Source organism: Pseudomonas qingdaonensis (assembly GCF_018398475.1).
GTDB lineage: Bacteria > Pseudomonadota > Gammaproteobacteria > Pseudomonadales > Pseudomonadaceae > Aquipseudomonas > Aquipseudomonas palmensis.
In genome coordinates this window covers 2745788-2770471 of record NZ_CP074676.1, presented here as the reverse complement: position 1 = coordinate 2770471, position 24684 = coordinate 2745788, and the positions used below count along the sequence as shown (strand labels likewise).

20 protein-coding genes are annotated in these 24684 nt (G+C 66.5%); 7 read left to right on the top strand and 13 right to left on the bottom strand.

The window, feature by feature from the left end; genetic code table 11:
• Positions 1-3: 3 nt before the first annotated feature.
• From KH389_RS12650 to KH389_RS12625, 6 genes are all read right to left on the bottom strand, one after another.
• The gene (locus KH389_RS12650; RefSeq protein WP_088515045.1) at positions 4-1917 is read right to left on the bottom strand and encodes a sigma-54-dependent Fis family transcriptional regulator; all 1914 of its coding nucleotides are present in this window, start codon (positions 1915-1917) and stop codon (positions 4-6) included.
• Between the two features lie 169 nt (positions 1918-2086).
• Positions 2087-3124, bottom strand: a complete 1038-nt coding sequence (locus KH389_RS12645; protein ID WP_213607425.1) for a FecCD family ABC transporter permease — start codon at positions 3122-3124, stop codon at positions 2087-2089.
• Complete coding sequence (locus KH389_RS12640) at positions 3121-4125, bottom strand: FecCD family ABC transporter permease (RefSeq protein WP_054914475.1); 1005 nt, start codon at positions 4123-4125, stop codon at positions 3121-3123. Before KH389_RS12640 ends, KH389_RS12645 begins: the two co-directional genes overlap by 4 nt.
• A gap of 3 nt (positions 4126-4128) precedes the next feature.
• A complete protein-coding gene (gene fepB / locus KH389_RS12635) occupies positions 4129-5067 on the bottom strand; it encodes a Fe2+-enterobactin ABC transporter substrate-binding protein (RefSeq protein WP_213607424.1) in 939 nt (312 codons plus the stop codon).
• 3 nt (positions 5068-5070) lie between these two features.
• A complete protein-coding gene (locus KH389_RS12630; RefSeq protein ID WP_213607423.1) occupies positions 5071-6381 on the bottom strand; it encodes an NtaA/DmoA family FMN-dependent monooxygenase in 1311 nt (436 codons plus the stop codon).
• A 64-nt stretch (positions 6382-6445) separates the two neighbouring features.
• Positions 6446-8536: a TonB-dependent receptor gene (locus KH389_RS12625; RefSeq protein WP_058540521.1), complete on the bottom strand. Its 2091-nt coding sequence runs from the start codon at positions 8534-8536 to the stop codon at positions 6446-6448.
• 227 nt (positions 8537-8763) lie between these two features.
• On the opposite strand from KH389_RS12625, the gene KH389_RS12620 reads away from it, so the two are divergent.
• On the top strand, positions 8764-9552 hold the full coding sequence (locus KH389_RS12620) for an IclR family transcriptional regulator (RefSeq protein ID WP_426429156.1): 789 nt from the start codon (positions 8764-8766) through the stop codon (positions 9550-9552).
• On the opposite strand, the gene KH389_RS12615 is transcribed toward KH389_RS12620, so the two are convergent.
• The 6 genes from KH389_RS12615 to ptrR form a co-directional block, all read right to left on the bottom strand.
• On the bottom strand, positions 9520-10344 hold the full coding sequence (locus tag KH389_RS12615) for an ABC transporter ATP-binding protein (RefSeq protein ID WP_043861228.1): 825 nt from the start codon (positions 10342-10344) through the stop codon (positions 9520-9522). The genes KH389_RS12620 and KH389_RS12615 overlap by 33 nt on opposite strands.
• Before the next feature lie 86 nt (positions 10345-10430).
• Positions 10431-11489: an NAD(P)/FAD-dependent oxidoreductase gene (locus KH389_RS12610; RefSeq protein ID WP_244988722.1), complete on the bottom strand. Its 1059-nt coding sequence runs from the start codon at positions 11487-11489 to the stop codon at positions 10431-10433.
• 5 nt (positions 11490-11494) lie between these two features.
• Complete coding sequence (locus KH389_RS12605; RefSeq protein WP_054914472.1) at positions 11495-13438, bottom strand: LodA/GoxA family CTQ-dependent oxidase; 1944 nt, start codon at positions 13436-13438, stop codon at positions 11495-11497.
• 130 nt (positions 13439-13568) lie between these two features.
• The gene (locus KH389_RS12600) at positions 13569-13784 is read right to left on the bottom strand and encodes a PLD nuclease N-terminal domain-containing protein (protein WP_043861225.1); all 216 of its coding nucleotides are present in this window, start codon (positions 13782-13784) and stop codon (positions 13569-13571) included.
• 87 nt (positions 13785-13871) lie between these two features.
• Positions 13872-14618 (bottom strand): hypothetical protein, encoded by a 747-nt coding sequence (locus KH389_RS12595; RefSeq protein ID WP_043861224.1) that lies wholly within the window; start codon positions 14616-14618, stop codon positions 13872-13874.
• A gap of 118 nt (positions 14619-14736) precedes the next feature.
• The gene (gene ptrR / locus KH389_RS12590) at positions 14737-15609 is read right to left on the bottom strand and encodes a putrescine utilization regulator PtrR (protein WP_088515131.1); all 873 of its coding nucleotides are present in this window, start codon (positions 15607-15609) and stop codon (positions 14737-14739) included.
• Positions 15610-15715: 106 nt separating this feature from the next.
• Between ptrR and KH389_RS12585 the strand changes: the two genes are divergently transcribed.
• From KH389_RS12585 to KH389_RS12560, 6 genes are all read left to right on the top strand, one after another.
• Positions 15716-17107 (top strand): aldehyde dehydrogenase family protein, encoded by a 1392-nt coding sequence (locus KH389_RS12585; protein ID WP_054914471.1) that lies wholly within the window; start codon positions 15716-15718, stop codon positions 17105-17107.
• Positions 17108-17322: 215 nt separating this feature from the next.
• Entirely contained in the window at positions 17323-18366 is a 1044-nt protein-coding gene (locus KH389_RS12580) for a polyamine ABC transporter substrate-binding protein (protein ID WP_043861222.1), read from the top strand.
• Between the two features lie 129 nt (positions 18367-18495).
• Entirely contained in the window at positions 18496-20049 is a 1554-nt protein-coding gene (locus tag KH389_RS12575; protein ID WP_100632735.1) for a PucR family transcriptional regulator, read from the top strand.
• A gap of 247 nt (positions 20050-20296) precedes the next feature.
• Positions 20297-21757, top strand: a complete 1461-nt coding sequence (locus KH389_RS12570) for an NAD-dependent succinate-semialdehyde dehydrogenase (protein WP_054914469.1) — start codon at positions 20297-20299, stop codon at positions 21755-21757.
• A gap of 52 nt (positions 21758-21809) precedes the next feature.
• Positions 21810-23102 (top strand): 4-aminobutyrate--2-oxoglutarate transaminase, encoded by a 1293-nt coding sequence (gene gabT, locus KH389_RS12565; RefSeq protein ID WP_043861219.1) that lies wholly within the window; start codon positions 21810-21812, stop codon positions 23100-23102.
• 122 nt (positions 23103-23224) lie between these two features.
• Positions 23225-23716 (top strand): Lrp/AsnC family transcriptional regulator, encoded by a 492-nt coding sequence (locus KH389_RS12560; RefSeq protein ID WP_043861218.1) that lies wholly within the window; start codon positions 23225-23227, stop codon positions 23714-23716.
• Here the strand turns inward: KH389_RS12560 and KH389_RS12555 are convergent.
• Positions 23713-24603 (bottom strand): LysR family transcriptional regulator, encoded by an 891-nt coding sequence (locus tag KH389_RS12555; RefSeq protein ID WP_213607422.1) that lies wholly within the window; start codon positions 24601-24603, stop codon positions 23713-23715. The two genes, KH389_RS12560 and KH389_RS12555, sit on opposite strands and share 4 nt — an antisense overlap.
• Between the last annotated feature and the right edge of the window lie 81 nt (positions 24604-24684).

Sequence of the window (24684 nt, the reverse complement as noted above, 5' to 3'; positions counted from 1 at the left end):
GGTTCAACTGCGCAGCTGCTTGATCTTGCGGTACAGCGTGGCGCGGCTGATGCCCAGGGCATCGGCTGCCGCGGTGATGTTGCCGTGATGACGCGCCAGGGCGCCACGGATCAGCTCCTCCTCGTTTTCGCGGATGCTGCCGGGCTGCTGGGTACTGCCCCTGAGGTCTTCGAGCAGGCAGTCGGTCAGGTGTTCCAGGCCCAGCAGTGGCTCGCCCGGCTCGCGCATGGCCACCGCCGAGCGCAGCACCATCTCCAGCTGGCGGATGTTGCCGGGCCAGTCGTAGTTGTTCAGCAACGCGGCCAGCTCCTTGCTCAGGCGCACGCCGTGGGCGCCGAACTTGTGCAGCAGGCTGTCGATCAGGGTGCCCAGGTCGTCGCGCTCGCGCAGTGCCGGCAGGCGCAGGCTCACGCCGTTGATTCGGTAGTAGAGGTCTTCGCGAAACTGCTGCTCAAGCACGTGGCGCTTGAGGTCGCGGTGGGTGGCGCAGATCACCGCCACGTCGATGTCCTGCTCTTCGCCGGCGCCCAGCGGCGCCACCCGGCGCTCCTGCAATACCCGCAGCAGGCGTGCCTGCAGGGCCAGCGGCATGTCACCCACCTCGTCGAGAAACAGGGTGCCGCCGTGGGCCTGCATCAGGCGCCCGACCATGCCGCCACGGCGCGAGCCGGTGAAGGCCCCTTCGCGGTAGCCGAACAGTTCGGACTCGATCAGCCCCTCGGGTATGGCCGCACAGTTGACCGCCACGAACGGCTTGCCGGCACGCGGGCTGGCCTGGTGCAGGGCGCGCGCCACCACTTCCTTGCCGGTGCCGGTTTCGCCCAGCAGCAGCACCGGCAGTTCGTTCTTCAGGCCCTGCAGGGCCATGCGCAAGGTGCGCGCAAGGCTGCTGTCGCGCCCGGCCAGGGCCTCGAGGTCGACGCTCTTCTGCGCGGCCACCGGGGCAGCGGGTGCAGGTGTCGCGGCAATCACGGGCTGGCGCGGCAGGTGCTGGGAGCGGAAGTAGAACTCGCCCTTGGCGGTCTGCACGCTGCTGATGCCGCCCTGCCATACCCGGCTGATGAAGGCGCTGGAGCGTTCGCCGATCAGGTCGCTGCAGCTGCGCCCCACCAGGGCGGCGCGCGATACCTGCAGCAAGGCGCAGGCCTGGTCGTTGGCCGCCAGCACCTCGCCGTCCAGGCTCAGGGCAAGCAGGCCGTGCCAGGCGCTGCCCAGGTACTGCGGGCGGTTGTGGAAGGCCACCACCAGTTGCTCGGGGTAGCACAGGCCGAACATGCGGCTTTCGATGTTGCCGGCAGCCAGCAGCAGGGTCGAGAGGTTGTCCTGGGGCTGGGCCATGACGCCTTCGCGGGTCAGGTCGAGCACCCCGATGATCTCGCCGCGCGGGTCGCGCAGCGGTACCGAGGTGCAGGAGAACGGGCTCAGGCGGTCCAGGTAGTGTTCGCCGCAGTTGATCAGCGTGGGGCGCCCTTCCACCACGGCGGTGCCGATGGCATTGGTGCCGCGCACCGACTCGCTCCAGCAACTGCCCGGGTGCAGGTCGCGCAACCCGGTCTGGCGCAGTGGCTCGGTGTTGCCCTCGATGGCCAGCACGTTGGCCTGGGCGTCGCCGAGGATGATGATGCCGCCCTTGCCCTGGCGCGACACCAGGTACTCCAGCTCCGGCGTGGCGGCGTCGATCAGCAGCCGGTTGCTTTCCAGCAGGCGCTTGAGTTCACCGCGCTGCGGGGCGGCCAGCTCGTGCCGCTCGCCTTCGAGGCAACTCAGGCCATGGCCGAGGCTGCGCCGCCACGAGGCATCGATCTCGTCGCGCAACATGCCCAGCGGCAACTCCCCGTCATGGACCAGTTTCATGCGTGCCTGGCGTGACTCCTGCAAAGGGTCAGCGGCGTTTTTTATTAGAATGGTGCGTGCCATCGCTTACTCCAGCGCCCGTCGAACGTTGTGCACTTAAGGCAATGTAACTCAAGGGAGTGTGCTTGAGATTTGCAGGGCCGTCACCCGCAGGCGCCGACAACCTGATCGGCAGAGTGGCACAAGGTTACGTTTACGTAAAGGTGATGAATCGCGACGTGTCGTCCTTCTTTCAGGCGCGCCGATTGCGCGCCAGCACCCACAGCAGGTACACCCCGCCCAGCAGGCCGGTGGTCAGCCCGATGGGCAGGTTGAGGTTGGCCACAAAACGCTGGCTGAGCAGGTCGGCGGCCAACAGCAGTACCGCCCCCATCAGCGCTGCGCTCACCAGCGGCACCTGCGCCGAGGTGGTCAGGCGCCGTGCCAGCTGCGGCGCGGCCAGGGCGATGAAACTGATCGGGCCGGCCGCCGCGGTGGCGATCGCGGTCAGGCCCACCGCCGCCATCACCATCAGCAAGCGGGTACGCTCCACCGCCACACCCAGCTGGGCGGCGCTGTCGTCACCCAGTTCGAGGATGTTCAGGCGCCGTGCGTGGTACACCGCCACCGGCACCACCAGCAGCAGGCCCAGCGCCGCCGGCAGCACATGCGACCAGGTGCGGGTGTTGAGCGAGCCGGCCAGCCAGATCTGCGCCGACATGGCCTGGTCGAGGTTGCCCATCACCAGCAGCACGGTGTTGAGCCCCGAGAGCATCGCGCCCACCCCGATGCCCACCAGCACCAGGCGATAGCCGCCGGTGGTGCGGCCCTTCATCGACAGCACGAATACCAGCGCAGCGGTGCCCACGCCGGCGATCACCGCCGCCAGCGACGCCCCCAGCGGGCCGGCATCGAACAGGATGATCTGCACGATCGCCCCGCTCGCCGCCCCGGTGGTGAAACCGATGATGTCGGGCGAACCCAGCGCGTTGCGCGAGATGGACTGGAAGATCGAGCCGGCCATGCCCAATGCAGCGCCCACGCACAACGCGGTGAGCACCCGGGGCAGGCGCACGCGCAGCACGATGCGCTCGGTGGTCGGGCTCGGCCCTGCCCCCAGCAGGCTGGCCAGCACCTGGCCCGGCGTCAACGGCAAGGTGCCGATGCCCAGCAGCAGCACCCCCAGCCCCAGGGCCAGCAGCACCAGCACGGCACACACCAGCAACCCCCGTGGCTGCCAGCGAAACGACAGGGCGGCCAGGCGGACGACCCGTGTAGCGGTAGTGTTCATAGCTTGCTCAACCGGAATGTGCGCACCAGCGCGATAAAGAACGGCCCGCCGATCAGCAGCGCGACGATACCCGCCGCCACTTCCGCCGGCGCCGCCACGACCCGGCCCAGCACATCGGCCCCCAACAGCAGCACGCCGGCAAACAGTGCCGAGTACGGCAGGATCCAGCGGTAGTCCGGGCCCACCAGCAGGCGCGCCAGGTGCGGCGCCACCAGCCCCACAAAGCCGATCGGCCCGGCGGCGGCGGTGGCAGCGCCGGCCAGCAGCATCACCGCCAGGCAGGCCAGCAGCCAGGTGAGGCGCACGTTCACCCCCAGCGCCAGGCCCAGGTCCTTGCCCAGGGCCATGGCATTGAGGCTGCCGGCCAGCGCCAGCACCGTGACAGCGCCCGGCACCACGGCCATCGCCAGCACGCCCACCGCCTCGAAGCCGCTCTTTTCCAGCGACCCCGATGCCCAGTGGCGAAACTGGTCGAACACCTGCGCCGGCGCATTGAGGATGATGATGCCGGTGACCGAGGCCAGCATCACCGACAGACCGGCGCCGGCCAGCACCAGGCGCACCGGGTTGGTGCCGGTCTCCTGGGCACGGCCCAGCATGAACACGGCCACCCCGGCCAGCCCGGCGCCGACGAAGGCGCACCACACGTAGCCGCTCATGCTGCTCAGGCCCAGCACGGCCACACCGACGATCACCCCTACCCCGGCCCCGGCGTTGATGCCCAGCAGGCCCGGTTCGGCCAGCGGATTGCGGGTGACCGCCTGCATGATCGCACCGGCCAGGCCCAGCGCCAGCCCGGCCAGTATCGCCACCAGCGTGCGCGGCACCCGCAGTTCGCGCACGATCAGGTGCTGGTCATCGAGCCGGTCGTAGGCCGACAGCGCCTCGAACACCTGGGCCACGCCGATGCTGCGCGACCCCACCACCAGGCTCGCCAGCACCGCCACGACCAGCAACAGCAGCCCCAGCAGCAGGCCCTGACAACGTCTTGATCGCACCATGGCTCAGCGGTACGCCCGCGCCACGGCGTCGATCATCTCGCGCCCGGAGTAGTAGTCGATGCGAAACGAACTGGGCCCCAGTGCATACACCCGCTTGTGCACCACCGCCGGCAGGTTGGCCAGCACCGGGTCGGCGAGAAACGCCTGCACGTCGGCGTCGCTGCCGCCCAGCAGGAACACCGTGTCGCCGGTGATGGCCGCCGAGAGGTTTTCACGGGAGATGAAGTCCACGTCGGAGCTGCGCTTGACCTGCCCTTGCAACCCTTGCGGCAAGCCGGCCACCGCGAACCCGAGAGCTGCCAGCAGCTGCGCATGGGGGCTGTCCAGGCGCGCTACCGAATAGCTGCCACCCAGGTTGTAACCCACCACGCTGACCGCGCCGGCAGGTGGCGTGATGCGCGCTGCAGCCTGCGCGGCGTAGGCGTCGAAGCGCTCGATGGCCGCCTCGGCCTGCGCCTGCAGGCCGCTGGCCTGCCCCAGTTGGCGCGCCAGCTCCTGCCAGCTGTGGTTAGCGTAGTTGACCACCACCGTGTCGATGCCCTGGGCCTGCAGCTCGGCCTGGTGGGGCAGCACACTGTCGGCGCCGGTGGCCGACACCACCAGCAGGTCGGGCGCCTGCCCGACCACCGCTTCGAGGTCGAACACCAGGTTCTTGTACAGCACCTGCACGCCGCGCTGGTCGGCCACCTCGGCCCACTGGGTGAAGAAGCCCTTGGCATCAGAGATGCGGCTGGGCGTGGTCGCGGCACTGGCCACCAACGGCGCGTCCATGGCCAGCAGGATGCCGGTCACGCTCGGCGAGGTGGACACGATGCGCTTGGGCGAGGCCTGCGCCGACGCCGTCGGCGCCTCGTCCGCAAGCTCGGCGGGCTGCCGGGCCAGCCACAGGGAGGCGCTGGCCACAGCGACGATGGCCAGCACGGCCACCACAATCTTTTTCATCGTCTAGCCCTGCTCGTCAAGGTGGTGGGCGAAGGTCGAGCCGCTGTAGCCCTCGCGGAACAGGCCGGCCTGCACCAGGCGTGGCATCAACTGGTCGAGAAACAGGTTCAGCGACTCGACCGAGCCACCGGGCGCGGCTATGAAGCCATCGATGGCGCCACTGGCAGCCCAGTCCGCGATCTGCTCGAAGGCATCGTCGACGGTGCCGACCACCTGCCAGTGCGCCGCCGAGATCACCTCGGGGCGCAGCAGCAGCTGGTCGATGCTCAGCGACTCGCGCTCGATCAGCCGGCGCAGCAGGCTGCTGTGGGTACGGCTGGAGGCGTCCGGCGCAACCACCGGCAGGTCGGCACGGGTCACCGGGCGGTCGAGGGGCCAGTCGGCCAGGTCCAGCCCGGTCATTTCCTTGATCGAGGCCAGCTTGCGCGCGCGGTTCATGCGCCCGTGGGTTTGCATGAACACCGCCCGGGCCTGCTCGCGGGTGTCGGCCAGGTACAGGCTCAGGCCCGGCAGCAGGCGGATCGCCTGCGCCGAGCGGCCGTGGCGTTCGGCGCGCCGGCCCAGGTCACGGCGCAGTTCAAGCGCCGCTTCCTTGTCGGGCGTGGGTGCGAACACCAGGTCGGCCACCGAGGCGGCGAAATCCCGCCCCGACTCCGAGGCACCGGCCTGGATCAGCGGAATGCGCGTGCCGGGGAAGGCTGGCAGGTTCAGCGGGCCCTTGACCTTGAGGTAGGTGCCCTCATGGTTGACCGGGCGCACCTGGGTGGTGTCGGCATAGCAGCCATTGGCACGGTCGATGGTCAGCGCCTCGAACGGGAAGCTGCCCCACAGCTGGTGCACCAGCTCGGTGAACTCGGCCGCCCGCGCATAGCGCTCGTCGGCGTCGGGCATCTGCTCAAGGCCGAAGTTCTCGTGCCCCTGCAAGGCGGTGACGATGTTCCAGCCCACGCGCCCGTTGCTGATCCAGTTCAGCGATTGCAGCTGGCGCGCCACCACATACGGCGGATAGAAGGTGGTCGACACCGTCGACACCAGGCCGATGTGCGAGGTCTGCTGGGCCACGGCGGCCAGCAGGATGGTGGGGTCGAGGCTGGTGAAGCCAGGGCCGCTTTCGAGCATTTCCACCGGCAGGCAACTGACGTCGGGGCGGAACACGAAGTCCAGGTGCGCGGCTTCGGCGCGCTGCGCCAGATCGATGGCGAAGGCACTGGTGAACAGGCCCTCGACGTTGCTGTCGGCGCGCCGCCAGGCGTCGCCGCTGAGCCAGGTGGGGGCCAGTGAAAGGCCGATATGGAGTCGCTTGGGCGAGGTCATCAAAGCTCCGGGTGCAAGTGATCGAGTACGGCGGCCCCAGGGCCGCCGTTGACAGTGGGTTGATTCAGAACGAGCCCTTGACGCCCACGCCGAACATGCGTGGCGTGGTCATGCTCGCCTCGGTGCCGCCAATGCCGCGGTTCTGCTGCAGGTAGGTGGCCGAGCGGTCGTCGAACACGTTCTTGACGTAGCCGTACAGTTCCACCGCCGGGGTGAACTGGTAGCTGGCGCGGGCATCGGTCAGGGTGTAGGAGTCGACCGAATAGGACGAGTTGTTGGCCGTGTCGGAGTAGTAGCCGTCGATATGCCGCACCTGGGCCGACAGGTTGAGCTTGTCGGTCACGTCCCAACTGGGCCCGAAGCTCAGGGTGTAGCCGGGCGACTTGGCAAACTCGTTGGCCTGGTAGCTGTCGTTGCTGGTGATGCGGTCGATGCGCGTGCGCAGGGTGCCGGCGCTGGCCTTGAGGGTCAGGCTGTCGAGCAGCTGGTAGTCGGCGCTCAGTTCCATGCCGTAGGCGTGAGCCTTCTCGGCATTGATGGTGTAGGACTGGCTGATCCCGGTGGAGATCACCACCGGAATGTTGTACTGCGAATCCTTCATGTCCATGTAGAACAGGTTGCCGCTCAGGCGCAGGCGGTCATCGAGCAGGCTGGCGCGGGTGAACAGCTCGTAGTTCCACACCGACTCTTCCTTGAAGTACTGCCACTGGCGCGTCGACAGGTTGAGCGAGACACCGCCCGGGTTGTAGCCGCGGCTGACCATCGCGCCCACGGTCCAGTCCGGGGTCGCGGCGTAGGCCAGCGATACCTTGGGCAGCACGGCGGTGAAGGTCTTCTGGTAGTCCAGCGCAGTGGGCGCCAGCACCGAGTTGCCGTCGCGCTCGATACGGTCCTGCTGGAAGCGCAGGCCCGTGCTCAGGGTCCACAGGTCGCTCAGGCGGTAGTTCAGCTCGCCGAAGAGGCCGAGGTTTTCCTTGGTGTCGTCGAACGCCGACAGCCCGGCCAGGTTGAGGGTTTCGTCGGTCCTGGTGCGCGCCACGTAGAGGCCGGTGGCGCCGCTGAGCACGCTGTGCTGGTCACCGAACACCAGGCGGGTTTCGTTGGACAGGTTCTTCTGCTTGATGTCGGCGTCGCCCTGCCCCGGGATGCCGGTGTAGCGCTGCACGCTGGACAACGAATACTGCGCCTGGTTGATCAGCTTGAGGCCGTTGTCGAAGTCGTAGCTCACGTCCAGCACGCTGGTGTTGGTGCTCTGCTCCCAGCTGGGCATGGTCGTGGTGGTGTGATCGAGCTTGTGGTACGGCGCCGAGGCGGCTTCCTGGGTGGGGCGGTTGCTCTCGTTGTGCGAGAAGGTGAACTTGGCCTCCAGCCCCTGGATGTCGGTGGGCAGCCATAGCAGCTTGGCGCGGGTGGTGAGCGCGCTGAAGTCGTGGTCGGTCTTGCCCTTCTGGAAGTTGGGGTTGGTGTAGTCGATGAAGGTATCGCGCGCCGAGTAGTCCACCGCCAGGCGCCCGGCCAGGTCGGTACCCATCAGCGGCCCGGACAGCGCGATGGAGGTGCGCTTGGCGTTGTAGTTGCCGATCTCGGCCTGGTAGGCGGCCTCGGGGGTGAAGGTCGGGTCCTTGGTGTTGACGATGATCGCGCCGGCGATGGCGTTGGCGCCTTGCGAGGTGGTCTGCGGGCCGCGGAACACCTCGATGCTGTCCACGTCCCACACCGAGGTGGCGCCGAAGAACATCTCGTTGTAGTTCAGGTAGTGGCCGTCCAGGTTGATGGTGGCCCGTGGCACGGTGCCGCCCCAGAACTGGTTCTGCCCGTTGTTCGGGCCCTGGGTGTCCTGGCCGCGGATGATCGGCGCGCCTACCGAGTCGGTGTAGATCACGTTGGGCACGTCATTGAGCACTTCATGCACGCTGGCGTTGCCGGTGTTCTGGCGCTCGATGTCGCGGGCAGTCTTGACCGACACCGAGGAGGCGGTGTTCTTCAGGTCACGTTCGAGCTTTTCCCCGGTGATCATGATCGGTTCGAAAGTGACTGCACCTTTGCCCGGGGCAGCAACGGCATCATCGGCCATCGCAGGCGCCATGCCGAGCACGGTCGCCAGGGTCAGCACGCTGAAACCGCAGGTGAGTTCAAGGGGTGAATAGGCCTTCAAGATACGCTCCAAATGATAATCATAATCGTTTGTGCGAAAGGTATCATGTGGCCACTTAATTCCTCAATAGAGAATTCATTCTGCAATGTGGTAAATCCAGGGGCCCGGCCAGCGCTCGGAAAAGTCGGTATCATGCGCACCGACGCCGCGCACAAGCGGCGCGCACTTGATGCCTGATGAGGACCAGCCGCCAGCCGGCGATGAGGAGAGGCCCGTTGAAAAAAACCATTCCAGCTGCGGATGACGCCCCGCACGCGCCGGGCGAAAAACGTTCGGGCACCATTCAGTCCGTCGCCATCGCCGCCCGCTTTCTCAACGTACTGGCCAGCGCCGAGCACGAACTGGCCCTGGGGGAAGTGGCGCGGCGCACCCAGACCGGCGCGTCCACCGCGCACCGCTATCTGCAGAGTCTGGTCAAGGAGGGCCTGGCCAGGCAGGACCCGGCCAGCAGCCTGTACGACCTGGGCCCGGCGGCGCTGAGCATCGGTATCGGTGCGCTCAAGCGGGTGGATGCAGTGGAGATCGCCGCGCAGCACATGAAGGCGCTGGCCCACCAGCATGCGGCCAGCGGCGGCGTGGCGATCTGGACCGACCGTGGCCCGACGCTGGTGCGCTGGTACCGCAGCGCGTTCTTCTCGATCAACCCGCTGGCCCTGGGCGACGTGCTGCCCATCGACAACACCGCCTGCGGGCTGGTGTTCCAGGCCTTCCTGCCCAAGGCCACCATCGATGCGGCGCGCAAGCTGCAACCGGCGCACTTTCGCGGCACGGCGCCGGCCAAGGCTGTGCTGGACGAGGTGCGCAGCAGCCGCTGGGCCGAGAAGACCAGCCACCTGCTGTCGAATGTAACCGGGCAGGCCGCGCCGGTGTTCGACGCCCAGGGCGAGATCGTGTGTGTGGTGACCACGGTGACCGACCTGGGTCAGCTCAAGACGCCCGAAGACCGCGATGCGCTGTTCCGGGCGGCCAGCCGGGTCAACCAGTCAACCGGCGGCCTGCCGTGGCAAGGCGCCTGACACCACCGCCCGCTCGCGCGACAAGGGCACCAGCAGCGGCGTGCCGCTGACCGGGTCGGCGATGATCATCGAGGCCACGCCGAACACCTCCTGCACCAGGGCCTCGGTGAAGATGCGCGCCGGGTCGCCCTGGGCGACGATGGCGCCGGCCTTCATGGCGATCAGGTGCGAGGCATAGCGGCACGCCTGGTTGAGGTCATGCAGCACCGCGACGATGGTGCGGCCCTGGCGATTGAGCTCGGCCAGCAGCTCCAGCAGTTCGATCTGGTGCGCGATATCGAGGTAGGTGGTGGGCTCGTCGAGCAGCAGTACCGGCGTCTGCTGCGCCAGCACCATGGCGATCCATACCCGCTGGCGCTGGCCGCCGGACAACTCCTGCAGCAGGCGCTCGGACAGCTCGCTGACCTGCGCCGCCTGCATGGCTGCGGTCACGGCCTGTTCGTCGGCCTGCGACCATTGGCGCAGGAACGACTGGTGCGGGTAGCGCCCGCGGGCCACCAGGTCGGCCACGGTGATGCCGTCGGGCGCAACCGCGCTCTGGGGCAGCAGGCCGAGCCGCCGGGCCACGTCCTTGGCCGCGAGCGTGTGAATATCGACCTGATCGAGCAGCACCGTGCCGCTCGAAGGCACCAGTAGGCGCGACAAGGCCCGCAGCAAGGTGGATTTGCCACAGGCATTGGGGCCGACGATGACGGTAAAGGACCCTTCGGTGATAGCCACCGAAAGGTCCGTGGAGATCGTGCGCTGGTCGTAGCGAAGCGTCACGGCGTCAGCCTGCAGGCGATACGTCATGGAGAGGGTGTTCCAGTGAAGGGATTCGGCGCCAGTATTGCAGATGAGGAATTTATTCCGCAATCCGGAACGCCGGCGCCCTGCCCTCAGCCCGCGGCCATCAACGGCTGGCACTGCGCGTAGTGCCGCGCCAGGCCCTTGAGCGAATGCCCCAGGGTGATACGGGTGTGCCGGTCGTACTGGTGCAGCAGGTCCAGACGGCCCTGCTGCAACCTGGCCAGGATGGCGCGGGCAGCCAGGTCGGTGGCACCCAGCGCGTGGGTCAGCCCCTGGGACGACACCGGGTCGAAGGCGATGGCCGCCTCGCCCACTGCCAGCCAGTGCGCCGATGCACAGCGCTGCAGTGCACTGCAGCCGGCATCCAGTACCTGAACCTGCGCTGCGGCCAGTTCGTCGGCACCTGCATAGCGCTGCATCAGGCGCGTGCGCTGCAGTTGCTCGGCCAACTGCGGCGCGGTGCGCTGACCGTCACCGCCGGGAAAGAAGCGCACCAGGTGACGCTGGCCGCTGGCGGTGGTGGCCCCGGACCACCAGCCCTGGGCATCCGCCTCGATCAGCAGCCACTCGGTGTCGGCCAGTTCCGAGCCACCTCGGGGCAGGCGCGCCGCGACGGCCACCTGACGACTCAGGCGCTGGCGCCGTGCCCCGCCGAGCCGGGCGATGCAACTGGCCTTGCCGGTGGCATCCACCACGAAACGTGCCTGCCCGCGCCAGGGGTGTTCACCTCGCCGACCGCCCAGGGTGATGCCGTCATCGGCAAAATCGGCATGGGTCACCCGCACGTCGTCTTCACGGGTGATCCCAAGCGCCGCCGCCCTTTCCCGCAGCCGGGCGTCGAACACCCGTCGTTCCAGGAACGCGCCATGGGCGGCGCGCTCGCAGAAGTAGTCGCGAAATACCGGCTCGCTGGTCAGCCAGATCGACTGCACGCCGCAGCAGCGTCGCGCCACGGTGCTGTCGTCGAGCAGGTCGGCGTGCCCCAGTGCGGCAAGTGCAGGCAACGCCTCGGGAGACAGGCACTCGCCGGGGCGCAGCGCCGCCTCGGGTTCACGCTCCACCAGCCCCACCTGCAACCCGGCCTGCGCCAGGCGGATGGCCAGCGCCGTGCCGGCCGGCCCGGCGCCCACCACCAGCACGTCGTGCACGGGGTTCAAATCTCGTCCCTGCGCAGCCGACGACGTGGCGGTACCTTCTGCCTGGGCGGCTCCAGTTCGGTCTCGCCCAGCAACGGTGGCGGCGAATCCAGGGCCTCGATCACCGCCAGCAGGTCGAGCTTGGCATTGGAGCCGGTGACCCGCTCGGGCCGCCCGCTTTCGATCCAGGCCCGCGCCGGCAACCCCAGTGCGGTCGCCTCGGGGGTGGCGTCATGGGCCAGCAGAATGCCCAACTCCCACCAGTGGCTCACCATCAGGTTGATGCGCGTGAAGTAGCTGCCCTTCAGGTCGCGCAGCCAGTCCTCGCGGTAGGAAAAATGCTTGAGCTGCTGCGCTGGCGTGGTACGTCTTGCGCCCACACGCTCCCACGCCTCGCTGCTCAGTACCTGGTTGGGCACGCGGGCCCCCCAGTAGCTGGGGAACGACAGGTAGGTACTGGGCTCGTACTCGGCATCCGACAGGCACGAGGCCTCGTCGGTCTGCCACGGCACGCCCAGCGCGCGGGTCAGCGAACCCGGGCCCACGCCGTCCAGCGGGCCCTGGGGTGCCAGGCACACCTGTGGCGTGAGTTCGTCACCGAAATCCTGGCGCACCGCCTGCCCCTGGGGCAGTACCGCCAGGCGATAAGGGCTGCGCCACACGCTGGGCACACGCATGAACCAGGTCAGTTCGATGCCCGGGTGGAACGGGCCGCCCAGGCATTCATGCAGGCCGGCGCGGTCCAGCGCCTGGGCCTGGGCGCGCGGTTCGAGCGTGTCGAAGTCTGCCGGCACCGGCGCGCCCTGCCAGTCGGCGACGAATTCGCCTTGCACCCACTGGCTCAAGGCCTGGTACATCAGCGGGGTGACCGCGAGCCCGACCGCGGATGGCGGCTGGGGGTCGAGGTCGTAGTCGCCGTAATAGTCGCCGTACAGGGGCAACAGCGCCGGGGCGAACTCGGCGGTGCTGGCGGGGTCGCGAAACAGCGCGAAGACCTTGCGCCGAAAGTCCGCACTGGCCTCACCGGGGTCGGCCAGCCGGGCCACCACGTCGGGGTTCTGGGTATCGAGTGGCGAACCGTGGCCGCTGAGCATGAACAGGCCCTGGTTGGTCCACTGCATGTGGGTCATGCGCTCGAAGATCGGCCAGATATCGCGGGTGAACGAACAGCCCGGCTCGGCCGGCAGCTGACCCTGGCGCACGAACAGGTCGCGCACCACCTCTTCCATGGTGACCACGCCGAACAGCCCTGGCGCGTAGTTGGGGGGCGTCACCACCAGGTAGCCGGGCTCGGCATCCAGGCTCTGGCCATTGTTGAACGTCACCCGTGCGTACACCGGGCCGTCCGACACGTCGTCGTGCCAGTCGTCGTTGTTGGCGAAGGTTGTCGGTGGGGTCTTGTCCACCCGCGGTGCGCTGTGGCCGTGCCCGCCGAGAGCGATCAGGCGCCCGGCCTCGTCGGTGCGCAGTTCGCCCAGGTACACGGGTTTGCCGTGGAAGGTGCCGGTGTCGAAATGGAAGGGCTTGCCTTGCTGGCGGCGGCCGCTGATGGTCCTGGGGCCGGGGCGGATGTCCAGGGCCTGGCGCTGCGTGCCGGTCACGTGCGGGTTGCGCCGTTTTTCGGCGATGGCGTACTGGCCGGGCAGGTCCATGGCGTTTTCGAAGGCGTACCAGCCGGCCTTGAGGTTGGCGACTTCCACGGTCCATTCGATCTGCACGCCGTCGTCCAGGCTCAGCTCCTGTACGGTGCCATCGTGCAGTTCGGCATAGAGGCGAAAGCGCACGGCCTGGCGCCGCACCTGGCCCCTGGCATCGCGAAATTGCCCGTCGGCGCTGCTGGCCAGTGCCCCTGGCACCTGCGCGGCGAGTACGTACTCCTCATCGCCATCGGCGTTGCCGACACGGGCAACGCCGAGCCCTGGGTGCACACGAATGGATTTGATCGATGCCGGGCTGATCATGGCCGTCTAGCCTCCTTGCCAGTGGGGTCTGCGCGAATGCGCAATTTCGCGCTCAACGCTAGATGGCGAATGGAGGGGTGTCAAATGGCCATGTCAGCCAGCAATCCGAAGCTCAATTTGCGCCGTTGAGTCAGCCGTTGCGAGAGGCCGCGTTGTTGTTGATCGCCTTGGGCCCCGCCACGCCCCACACGATCAGGCCGACCAGCGGCACGAATACCACCAGCACGATCCACAACATCTTGCGGTCGGCCTTGCTCTTGCTGCCGATGATGCTCTTGATGGCCCACAGTTCCACCAGGGCCAGGATTACCGCCAATGTGATCCAGATATAACCGTTGTTTTGCATGCGTCATCTCCCGAATGGTATTGCGTTAGGTCAGGCGACGCCGCGATGGTTCAGTGAATCTGCGCCCAAAGGCGCCAGGCAGACACCTCACTGCACCGGCAGAAAGTTCATCAGCAACAGGCTCTGCGCATAGTTCAGGCCGATGCGCCGGTAGCGCTCGTCGAGCATCTGGGTCAGCAGGTCCAGGCGCGCGACGATCTTGCCGAACTCCACGGCAAAGCTCAGGTTGCTGCCCGCCTCGGAGATTTCGTTGGAGAACAGCAACAGCACGCCATTGGCATCCTGGCGCTGGCTCAGCAGCCAGGTGGCCTTCTCGATGTTGCGCGCTGCGTTGCTGACGAACTGCGGGTCGATGGTGTCGGTGATGAAGAATTCGGTACGCCCGCCATGGGCGGTCACCAGCATGCTGCCGATGGCGTAGATGAACGCGCCAACGCGGTCGCCCCTGAACTCCGGGCTCAGGGCATAGCTCAGTGCCGCCAGGTCGCGGCGCTCGCCCAGCTGCGGCAAGGCCTGGCGCTGCTCGATGGCCTGGCGGATCTGCCGCTCGGCACTGGCAGCATCGAGAAAGCCCGATTCGCGCCACTGGTTGGGGTTGCGCAGGTACAGCTTGCTCATCAACAGGTACAGGCTCTGCAGGTTGTCCTGCATCGACAGCGTGGCCATGCGATCGACGCTGGTCTGGAACAGTTCCTGGGGCCGGCCGTTGCCCAGCTGGGTGGCGATATCGCGCCCCTGCTGCTGGGTACAGCCAGCGGCGCAGGCCATCAGCGTGCCCGCCAGCAACAGCCGGCGCAGCACGCGCTGGGGTGGAACGCAAAGCGGATAAACCATCGGCACCGGGGTCTGAATTCACGGGCCGCGTCGGGGATCGACGCGGCCTGGCGATGAATAGAGCCAAAAAAACGCAAAAAGTGCGATAACCGCCAGACCGCAGTGGCGCCACGCCGCACTATTGGAGCACCGCGCCCCGCTCCTCCAGCAGTTTCACGAACATCGCCAGGCTGCGCGATACCGTGCCGCTGCGCCATACCAGCCAGGTGCGCAGGTAGCGAAAACGTTGCGACATCGGCCACACGCTGACCGTGGCGCACCCCGGCATGCTCTCGAGCATGCTGCGTGGCATCAGCGCCAGCCCCGCCCCTGCGCTCACGCAGGCGAGCATGCCGTGGTAGCTCTCCAGTTCGAAGATCTTGCCCGGCACGGCGGCATCCTGGGTGAACCAGCGCTCGAAATGATGGCGGTACGAACAGTTGGCCCGGAACGCATAGATGCTCTGCCCGTTGACGTCCTGGCCACGGTGAATCGGCGCATGGTTGAGCGGCGCGATGATGACCATCTCCTCCTCGAACACCGGCACGCCCTCCAGCGAGGGGTGCAGCACCGGGCCGTCGACGAAGGCCGCCGCCAGGCGTCCCGACAGCACGCCCTCGATCATGGTGCCCGACGGCCCGGTGGAGAGGTCCAGCTCTACCTTGGCGTACTGCTGGTTGTAGGCCGCCAGCAACGCGGGGATGCGCACCGCTGCGGTACTTTCCAGCGAGCCCAGCGAGAACGCCCCCTGGGGTTCCTCCCCCGCCACGGTCAGGCGGGCCTCCTCCACCAAGGCCAGGATGCGCTTGGCGTACTCCAGGAAGGTCCAGCCGGCCGGCGAGAGGCGCAGGCGCAGCTTTTCACGAATGAACAGCTCCACCCCCAGGTCGGCTTCCAGCTGCTTGATCCGCGTGGTCAGGTTCGACGGCACGCGGTGGATGTGCTGGGCGGCTGCGCTGATGCTGCCGTGCTCGGCCACGGCGGTGAAGATCTCAAGCTGTACCAGGTCCAAAAACATTCTCCAAACGTGAAAGAAACCGTTTTTATTATTCAGTTTTCGAAAGATTAGCACGGCATTACGCTGGGCCCCTGTTTCCCTTCTGACAGGAACGCCCGCCATGACCGACATAACCAGCCACACCCATGCCCTCTCGATCAACCCGGCCACCGGTGAACGCATCGGCCACTACGCCTATGAAACCGACGCACTGATGGACGCCGCCCTGGGCCGCGCCGCTGCCGGGTTTGCCGGCTGGCGGCGTACCCCGCTGGCCACCCGCTCGGCCCTGCTGGTGAAACTCGCCGGCGTGCTGCGCGACAACGCCCAGGCCATGGCGCGGATGATTACCCTGGAAATGGGCAAGCCTGCGGCCCAGGCCCGCGGCGAAGTGGAAAAGTGCGCCCAGCTGTGCGAGTGGTACGCCGAGAACGGGCCGGCCATGCTGGCCCCCGAGCCGACCCAGGTACCCGACGCCAAGGCCCACATCGAATACCGCCCACTGGGCCCGATCCTGGCGGTGATGCCGTGGAACTTCCCGCTGTGGCAAGTGCTGCGCGGTGCGGTACCCGCGCTGATCGCCGGCAACACCTACGTGCTCAAGCACGCGCCCAATGTCATGGGCTCGGCCTACCTGCTGCGCGATGCGTTCCAGCAGGCCGAATTCCCCGAAGGCGTGTTCGAGGTGCTCAACGTGACGCCTGAGGGCGTATCCAGGGCCATCGTCGACCCGCGCATCGTCGCCGTGACCCTTACCGGCAGCGTGCGTGCCGGTGCCGCCATCGGTGCCCAGGCCGGTGCCGCGCTGAAAAAATGCGTACTGGAACTGGGCGGCTCCGACCCGTTCATCGTGTTGAACGATGCCGACCTGGATGCCGCCGTGCAGGCTGCCGTGATCGGCCGCTACCAGAACACCGGCCAGGTGTGCGCGGCAGCCAAGCGGCTGATCGTCGAAGCCGGCGTGGTCGAGGCATTCACCCGCAAGTTCGTCGAGAAAACCCGCGCGCTGGTGATGGGCGACCCGTTGCTGGCCGACACCTACCTGGGGCCGATGGCGCGTCATGACCTGCGCGACGAGCTCGACCAGCAGGTCCAGGCCACCCTGGCCGAAGGCGCCACGCTGCTGCTGGGCGGGCACAAGGTCGAAGGCCCGGGCAACTACTACGCGCCCACGGTACTGGCCGACGTCACCGACCAGATGACCTCGTTCCGCCAGGAGCTGTTCGGCCCGGTGGCCTCGATCATCACTGCCCGGGATGCGCGCCACGCCCTGCAGCTGGCCAACGACAGCGAATTCGGCCTGACCTCGACCGTGTACACCCGCGATGCGGCACTGGCCCGACAACTGGCCGACGAACTGGAGTGCGGCGGCGTGTTCATCAACGGCTACAGCGCCAGTGATCCTCGCGTGACCTTCGGAGGGGTGAAGAAGAGCGGCTTTGGCCGCGAACTCTCGCACTTCGGCGTTCGCGAGTTCTGCAACGCGCAGACCGTATGGTTCGATCGCCACTAAAGTACAAAGCACCTTCCTATAAAGCGCAGGATAAAAAAATAGGCTTATCCTGCGTTTAATAGATACCCATGGCAGCGCTTATCCATTAGCCTCAACTCACTCTCAAACACAGCAGGCACCTTGCCACTATAAAAATCAGCACCTTTCATCTATTTTGCGCCCGCTTGCAACTGCCAAACATAACTCGAAATAACAGTCTTGATTGGAGCGTTCGAATGTCGAAAAAACTCTTCACCCTCACCGTGCTCGGTGGCCTGATGCTGGCCAACAGTGCCTTTGCCGACAAGCTCACGGTGATCTCCTATGGTGGCGCGAGCAAGGCCGCGCAGGTCACCGCGTTCTACAAGCCCTACGAAGAAAAGACCAAGACCCAGGTGATCGCTGGCGAGTGGAACGGTGAAATCTCCAAGCTCATCGCCATGAACGACACCAAGACCGTGACCTGGGACGTGCTCGATACCGAAGACACCGACCGTGCCCGTGGCTGTGAAGAAGGTCTGTTCGAAAAACTCGACTACGAACGCCTCGGCACGCCGGGCGACTGGATCGAAGGCACCAAGAGTGACGACGGCTGTGGCGTCGGTATCTTCGTGTGGTCCAACGTGCTGGCCTACAACGCCGACAAACTGAAGGTCGCCCCTACCGGCTGGGCCGACTTCTGGGACGTGAAGAAATTCCCGGGCAAGCGCAGCCTGCGCAAGTCTGCCCGTGGCTCGCTGGAATTCGCCCTGATGGCCGACGGCGTGCCGCCTGCCGAAGTCTACAAGCTGCTCAGCACCAAAGAAGGTGTGGACCGCGCCTTCAAGAAACTGGACGAGATCAAGCCGTACATCCAGTGGTGGGAAGCCGGTGCACAGCCGCCGCAGTACCTGGTGGCTGGCGATGTGGTGATGGCGTCCTCGTACAACGGCCGCATCCACGCTGCACAGCAGAGCGGCAGCAACCTGAAGATCGTCTGGAACCAGAACCTGTACCAGTTCGACGAGTGGGCCATCCCGCGCGGCACCAAGAACCTGGACAAGGCCTACGACTTCATCAAGTTCGCCATGCAGCCTGAGCAGCAGAAGCTCTACACCGAGCAGATGGCCTACGGCCCGTCCAACACCAAGGCCGCCGAAATGCTCGACAAGTCGCTGGCTGACGACCTGCCCACCGCGGCAGAGAACCAGAAGAATGCACTGCGGGTAAACGTCGAGTTCTGGCTCGAGAACGCAGAAACGCTTGAACAGAAGTTCAACGCCTGGGCTAGCAAGTCCTGATTTCCCCTCCCTGTGCGCCTCATGGATGATCAGCGCACAGGTTCTATTCTCCTGTCCAGGGCCCTCCCCGCAGCCATGTCCAGTCCGCTAGACTGCGATCCTCTATCGTGTCTGGATCGTGGATTGCACATGAAACTCGCCACAGCCCTGGAACAGACCTCCCTCAGCCAGGCCACCGTGGTCGCGGGCAGGCAATGCCTGGACCGCGACCTGGCGTGGGTGCATATCGTCGATCACCCCGACATCTTCAACTGGCTGAAAAAGGGCGACCTGCTGCTGACCACCGGCTACAACTGGCCGCAAGACCCGCAAAAATGCCGTGACATGGTTCGCCGGCTGGCCGAGCTGGGCCTGGCCGGGGTCGTGATGGCAGTCCCGCACTTTCACGAACACTTCCCCCAGGCGGCCATCGAAGAGGCCGACCGCTGCTGTTTCCCTTTGCTGGAACTGCCCTGGGAAGTCGCCTTCAGCGACATCACCCAGCAGGTTCTCGAACAGATCATCAACTTCCAGACCCGCATCATCCGTCGCTCCGACCTTATCCACCGCATGCTCACCCGCGCTGCCATCGAGGCCGACAACCTGCAGAGCCTGGCCAGCGCCCTCACCAGCGCCCTGGAACTGCCGGCGCTGATCGTGGCCAGCTCCGGCAGTGTGCTGGGGGCCAGCGAGCCGGCCAATGACGCCGTGGAGCTTGCCGTGATGCGCCACCTGAACGAGCAGGCCAACCTGCTGCAGGGGGTCGAGCCGCAGGTGCTGGAGCTGGACGCCGATGCCGGCGCGTTTCGCTTGGGCTGCCCCATCCGCCTGCAGGGCGAGCGGGTCGGGGTGGTGTGGCTCAAGGGCCAGCGGGACAGCTTCGAGGAGCTGCACTGCCGCGCAGTGGAACATGCTGCGCTGATCGCCGCCCTGCAGCTGTCCCATCAACGCGAATTGCTGGACCAGGAAAACCGCCTGGGCCATGCCCTGGTGGCAGGGCTGCTGGAAGGCAAGTTCCCCGAAACGCCGCGCGCCATCGAACGTGCGCTGGTGTCCGGCTGGTGTCATACCCGCGACTACCGCGTGTGCCTGGTGTTGCTGGACGAGCCGATTCCCCTCAGCCGCGAGGGCTTCCAGCGGCGCAAGGAGCAGGCCGAGCGCATCACCGAGATCATGCAGGGGCTGGGAATCGCGCCCCTGCTGTCGGTGTCGCTGAACCAGATCAGCCTGATCGTGCCGGCCGATGTGGTGCCCGAGTCGATCTGGAAGCATATTCGACTGGACGGCGGCGCCATGGCCGCCAGCCGCGTGCACCGGGGCGTGGCAGGCATGGCCCAGGGCGCCGGAGATGTGGCCACCCTGCTGCCGCTGCTGCGCCCGGGCAAGCTGCATGGGTTTGACGAAGTGCTGTTTCCGCGGGCGCTGATGGGCGACGACGATGCACGGCGCATGCTGCTGGAGCGCCTGGTGACCCCGCTGACCCGGCACAAGAACGGCGCCATGCTCATGGAAACCCTGTGCACCCTGGCCAGCGAAGGCTTTCAGCTGGCCAGCAGCGCCCGCTGCCTGGACATCCACATCAGCACATTACGCTACCGCGTGGAGCGCATCGAAGAGCTGCTGCAGCTGTCGATGGAGAACCCGCAGGCGCGCTTTCAGCTGCAGGTGGCGACCGAGATGTACCGCCTGCAGAACGACGCCTGACAAACAATCTGCTGCCTGTACCGCCCTGTGGCGAGGCCAGGCCCGCTCCAGCAGGCCGTCAGTGGCCTTGCGGGAGCGGGCTTGACCGGCGCTGGAGACACCTCGAACACCCCCCGCAGCATAGTGTGCTGCCAACCCCCTCAATACGGCATTTATGCCTGGCCCAAGCGGCCATCTCGGCATCGGTCACTGCGTGCCTGTTCTTACAATCGTGCCATTCACCGGACCCGTAGAAGGCACCCTCTCCATGTTGAAAAGCACACTGCGTGACCCCTCGCTGCTTGTCGAACGCGCTTACGTCAATGGCAGCTGGATCGATGCCGACAACGGCGAAACGATTGCCGTGATCAACCCCGCCGACGGCAGCGAAATCGCCCGGGTCCCGGCCCTCGGCGCCGCCGAGACGCGACGCGCCATCGAGGCCGCCCAGGCCCGTTTCGAAAGCTGGCGCGAAGTCCCCGCCGCCACCCGCGCACGTCACCTGGAAGCCTGGTACAGCCTGATCCTGGAAAACCAGGAAGACCTGGCGCTGATCATGACCGCCGAACAAGGCAAGCCCCTGAGCGAGTCGCGCGGCGAAATCGGCTACGGCGCCAGCTTCGTCAAATGGTTTGCCGAAGAGGCCCGTCGCATCTACGGCGACACCATCCCCGCGCCCACCAACGACCGCCGCATCCTGGTGCTCAAGCAGCCGATCGGCGTGGTGGCGGCCATCACCCCGTGGAACTTCCCCAACGCGATGATCACGCGCAAATGCGCGCCGGCTCTGGCCGCCGGCTGCACCGTGCTGGTCAAGCCGTCCGAGATGACCCCGCTGTCGGCCCTGGCCCTGGCGGTACTGGCAGATCGTGCTGGCATCCCGGCCGGGGTGTTCAACGTGCTCACCGGCCTGCCTGCCGGCATCGGCAGCGAAGTGACCGCCAACCAGGCCGTGCGCAAGTTGTCGTTCACCGGCTCCACGCGCATCGGCAAGCTGCTGATGAGCCAGTGCGCCGACACCCTCAAGCGCCTGAGCCTGGAGCTGGGTGGCAACGCGCCGTTCATCGTGTTCGACGACGCCGACCTCGACCTGGCGATTGCCGGGGTGATGCTGAGCAAGTTCCGCAACGCCGGGCAGACCTGCGTGTGCGCCAACCGCATTCTGGTGCAGGACGGCATCTACGACCGCTTCGCCGAGCGCCTGCGGGCTGCGGTGGCCGAGCTGAAGGTGGGTGATGGCCTGGGCGAGAACGTGACCATAGGCCCGCTGATCAACGCCGCCGCCGTCGCAAAAGTAGCCAGCCACATCGGCGATGCGGTGGAAAAAGGCGCCAGCATCTCGATTGGCGGCATGCCCGACGACACCGGCCTGTTCGTGCAGCCGACCGTGCTGCTGGACGCCACCACCGACATGCTGCTGGCCACCGAAGAGACCTTCGGCCCGGTTGCCCCGCTGTTCCGTTTCAAGGACGAAGCCGAGGCCCTGGCCATCGCCAACGCTACCCCGTTCGGCCTGGGCGCCTACTACTTCACCCAGGACATGCGCCGCGCCTGGCGTGTGGGCGAGCGCCTGGAGTTCGGCATGGTCGGCCTGAACACCGGGATCATCTCCATGGAAGTGGCCCCGTTCGGCGGCATGAAACAGTCCGGTACCGGCCGTGAAGGCTCCAAGTACGGCCTGGACGAGTTCCTCGAAATCAAGGCCTGGCACATGGGCGGCCTCGACTGAATACCTGCGTTCCCGAACCCCTGACACCATCGTTAGTTAATGGAGCTGCACCATGAATTCTGCACTGACTGAAAATCAACGCCTGCTGGCCCTGCGCGAGCAGCACGTACCCCGCGGCATCGCCACCGCCCACCCGATCGTGGTCAGCCACGCCCAGGGTTCGGAGCTGTGGGACGTGGACGGCAAGCGCTACCTGGACTTCGTCGGCGGCATCGGCGTGCTCAACGTCGGCCACAACCACCCGCGTGTGGTCGAGGCCGTGCGCCGCCAGGTGGGCGAGATCTCCCATGCCAGCTTCCAGGTGGTGGCCTATGCGTCGTACATCGACGTGGCAGCGCGCCTGAACGCCATGGTCGGTGGCGGCGAAGCCTACAAGAGCGTGCTGTTCACCTCCGGCGCCGAAGCGGTGGAGAACGCCATCAAGATCGCCCGTGGCTACACCAACCGCCCGGCGGTGATCTCGTTCCGCGGCGGCTTCCACGGGCGCACCCTGCTGGGCGTCACCCTGACCGGCATGAGCCAGCCGTACAAGCAGAACTTCGGCCCGTTCCCGGCCGAGATCTACCACGCCACCTACCCCAACGAATACCGCGGCGTGAGCAGTGACGACGCCCTGGCCGAACTCGACCACCTGTTCGCCACCGACGTGGCCCCCGACCGCGTGGCGGCCATCCTGATCGAGCCGGTGCAAGGCGATGGCGGCTTCCTGCGTGCCCCCGATGCCTTCCTGCGTGCCCTGCGCGAACGCTGCACGCGCCACGGCATCGTGCTGATCCTGGACGAGATCCAGGCAGGCTTCGGGCGTACCGGCAAGCCGTTCGGCTTCCAGCACTCGGGCATCCAGCCTGACCTGGTGACCGTGGCCAAGAGCCTGGCCGGCGGCATGCCGCTGTCGGGTGTGGTGGGGCGTGCCGAGATCATGGACGCGCCGACCCCGGGCGGCCTGGGCGGCACCTACGGCGGCAACGCCGTGGCCTGCGCGGCTGCACTGGCGGTGATGGACCTGTTCGAGGAAGAAGACCTGCTGGCCCAGGGCGAGCAGCGTGCGGTGCAACTGCGTGAAGGCCTGCTGGCCCTGCAGAACCGCTACCCGTGCATCGGCGACGTGCGTGGCCTGGGCTTCATGCAGGCCATCGAGATCGTGGCCGACGACGCCGCGCAGACCCCGGACGCGAACCTGGCCCAGGCCATCATCGACCAGGCCCGTGAAGCCGGCCTGCTGGTGATCAAGTGCGGCGTGTACCGCAACGTGGTGCGCTTCCTGGCACCGCTGGTGACCACCGAGGCGCAGATTTCCGAAGCGCTGCGCATGCTCGACCAGGCGTTGACCCGCGCTACGGCGTAATCCGCCCCTCTGCGGCGCCACCTTCGCTGGCAATGCCGGCTCCCGCCGGGAGCGGCCTTGCCAGCGAAGGCCCCGTGGGTGAAAGTGTGTTTTTTTGTCATCCCGCATTTCAGGAGTCAGGAATGGAAGCGGCAACCAAGCTCGATCGGATCGATATCAACATCCTGGTCCAGTTGCAGAAAGACGGCCGCATGACCAACGTCAGCCTCGCCGAAGCCGTGGGGCTGTCGCCCAGCCCGTGCCTGCAACGGGTCAAGCGACTCGAGGCGGCAGGCTATATCAGCGGCTACGAAGCCCACCTGAACCTGGCCAAGTTCGCCAACTCGGTAACCATCTTCACCGAAGTCACACTGAGCGACCACAAACGCTCCGACTTTCAGAAATTCGAATCGAGCATCCGCAACATCGACGAGGTGCTCGAATGCCACCTGATCAGCGGTGGCTATGACTACCTGGTGCGCTTTCTGACCAGCAGCATCCAGCATTACCAGGAGCTGATGGAAACCATCCTCGACCAGAACATCGGCATCGAGAAGTACTTCAGCTACATCGTGATCAAGTCGCCGGTGATGAAGAACAAGGTGCCCCTGCGCAGCCTGCTCGCCGCCGTCTAGCGCCTGGCCTCGGCCTGCTGTTCATGCAGGCTGTCGAACAACGCCTGGGCCGCAGCCGACAGTTCGTGGCCCGGCTTGCTCAGCACCCCGATGGCACGTTCCACCGGGTCGCGCAGGGTGATGCAGCGCGCGCCCAGCTCGTGCATCTGGCCGGCGCACAGGGCCGGCACCGCGCTGACCCCAAGCCCGCTGGCCACCATGCGACCCACTGTCACCAGTTGATGGCTCTCGAACTCCACCGCCAGCTTCATGCCGCGCGCCTTGAGGTGCTCTTCGAGCATCACGCGCACGTTCGAGGGCCGTTGCAAGGTAATGAACGGCTGCTGCAGCAAGGTCTGCCAGTCGATTTCATCCAGCGCGGCCAGGGGCGAATCCAGCGGCACCACGGCAGTGAACCGGTCGACGTACAGGGGCGAGAACACCAGCGACGAGCCTTCGAACGGTTCGAACGCCACCCCCAGCTCCACCTGGCGGTCACGCACCATCTCCAGCACCTGTTCGTTGATCACGTCGTTCACCGTGACCCCGATGTTCGAGTAGCGGGTGCGAAAGTTCTTCAGGATGGGCGGCAGCAGGTTGCCGGCGAACGACGGCATCGCCGCAATGGTCACGCGCCCGCGCTGCAGGGTGAAGCGCTGGCGGATCTCGTCCTCGGCGTTGTCCCAGTCGGCAAGCAGGCGGCGCGCCAGGGGCAGCAGCGATTCGCCTTCCGGGGTCAGCGTGACGTTGCGCGTGGTGCGCGTGAACAGCCGCCCGCCCAGGCCCTCCTCCAGCGACTTGATGGTCAGGCTCAGTGCCGACTGCGACAGGTGCAGACGCTCGCAGGCCACCGCAAAACTCAGGCTCTGGGCCACTGCCCAGAAGGCACGCAGCTGCTTGACGGTCATGCTGACTCCGGCAAAAGGGGGAATTGTTGAGGTTTATCGATCAATCCATCTCAAAAATCAACTTAACAAATATATGTAATG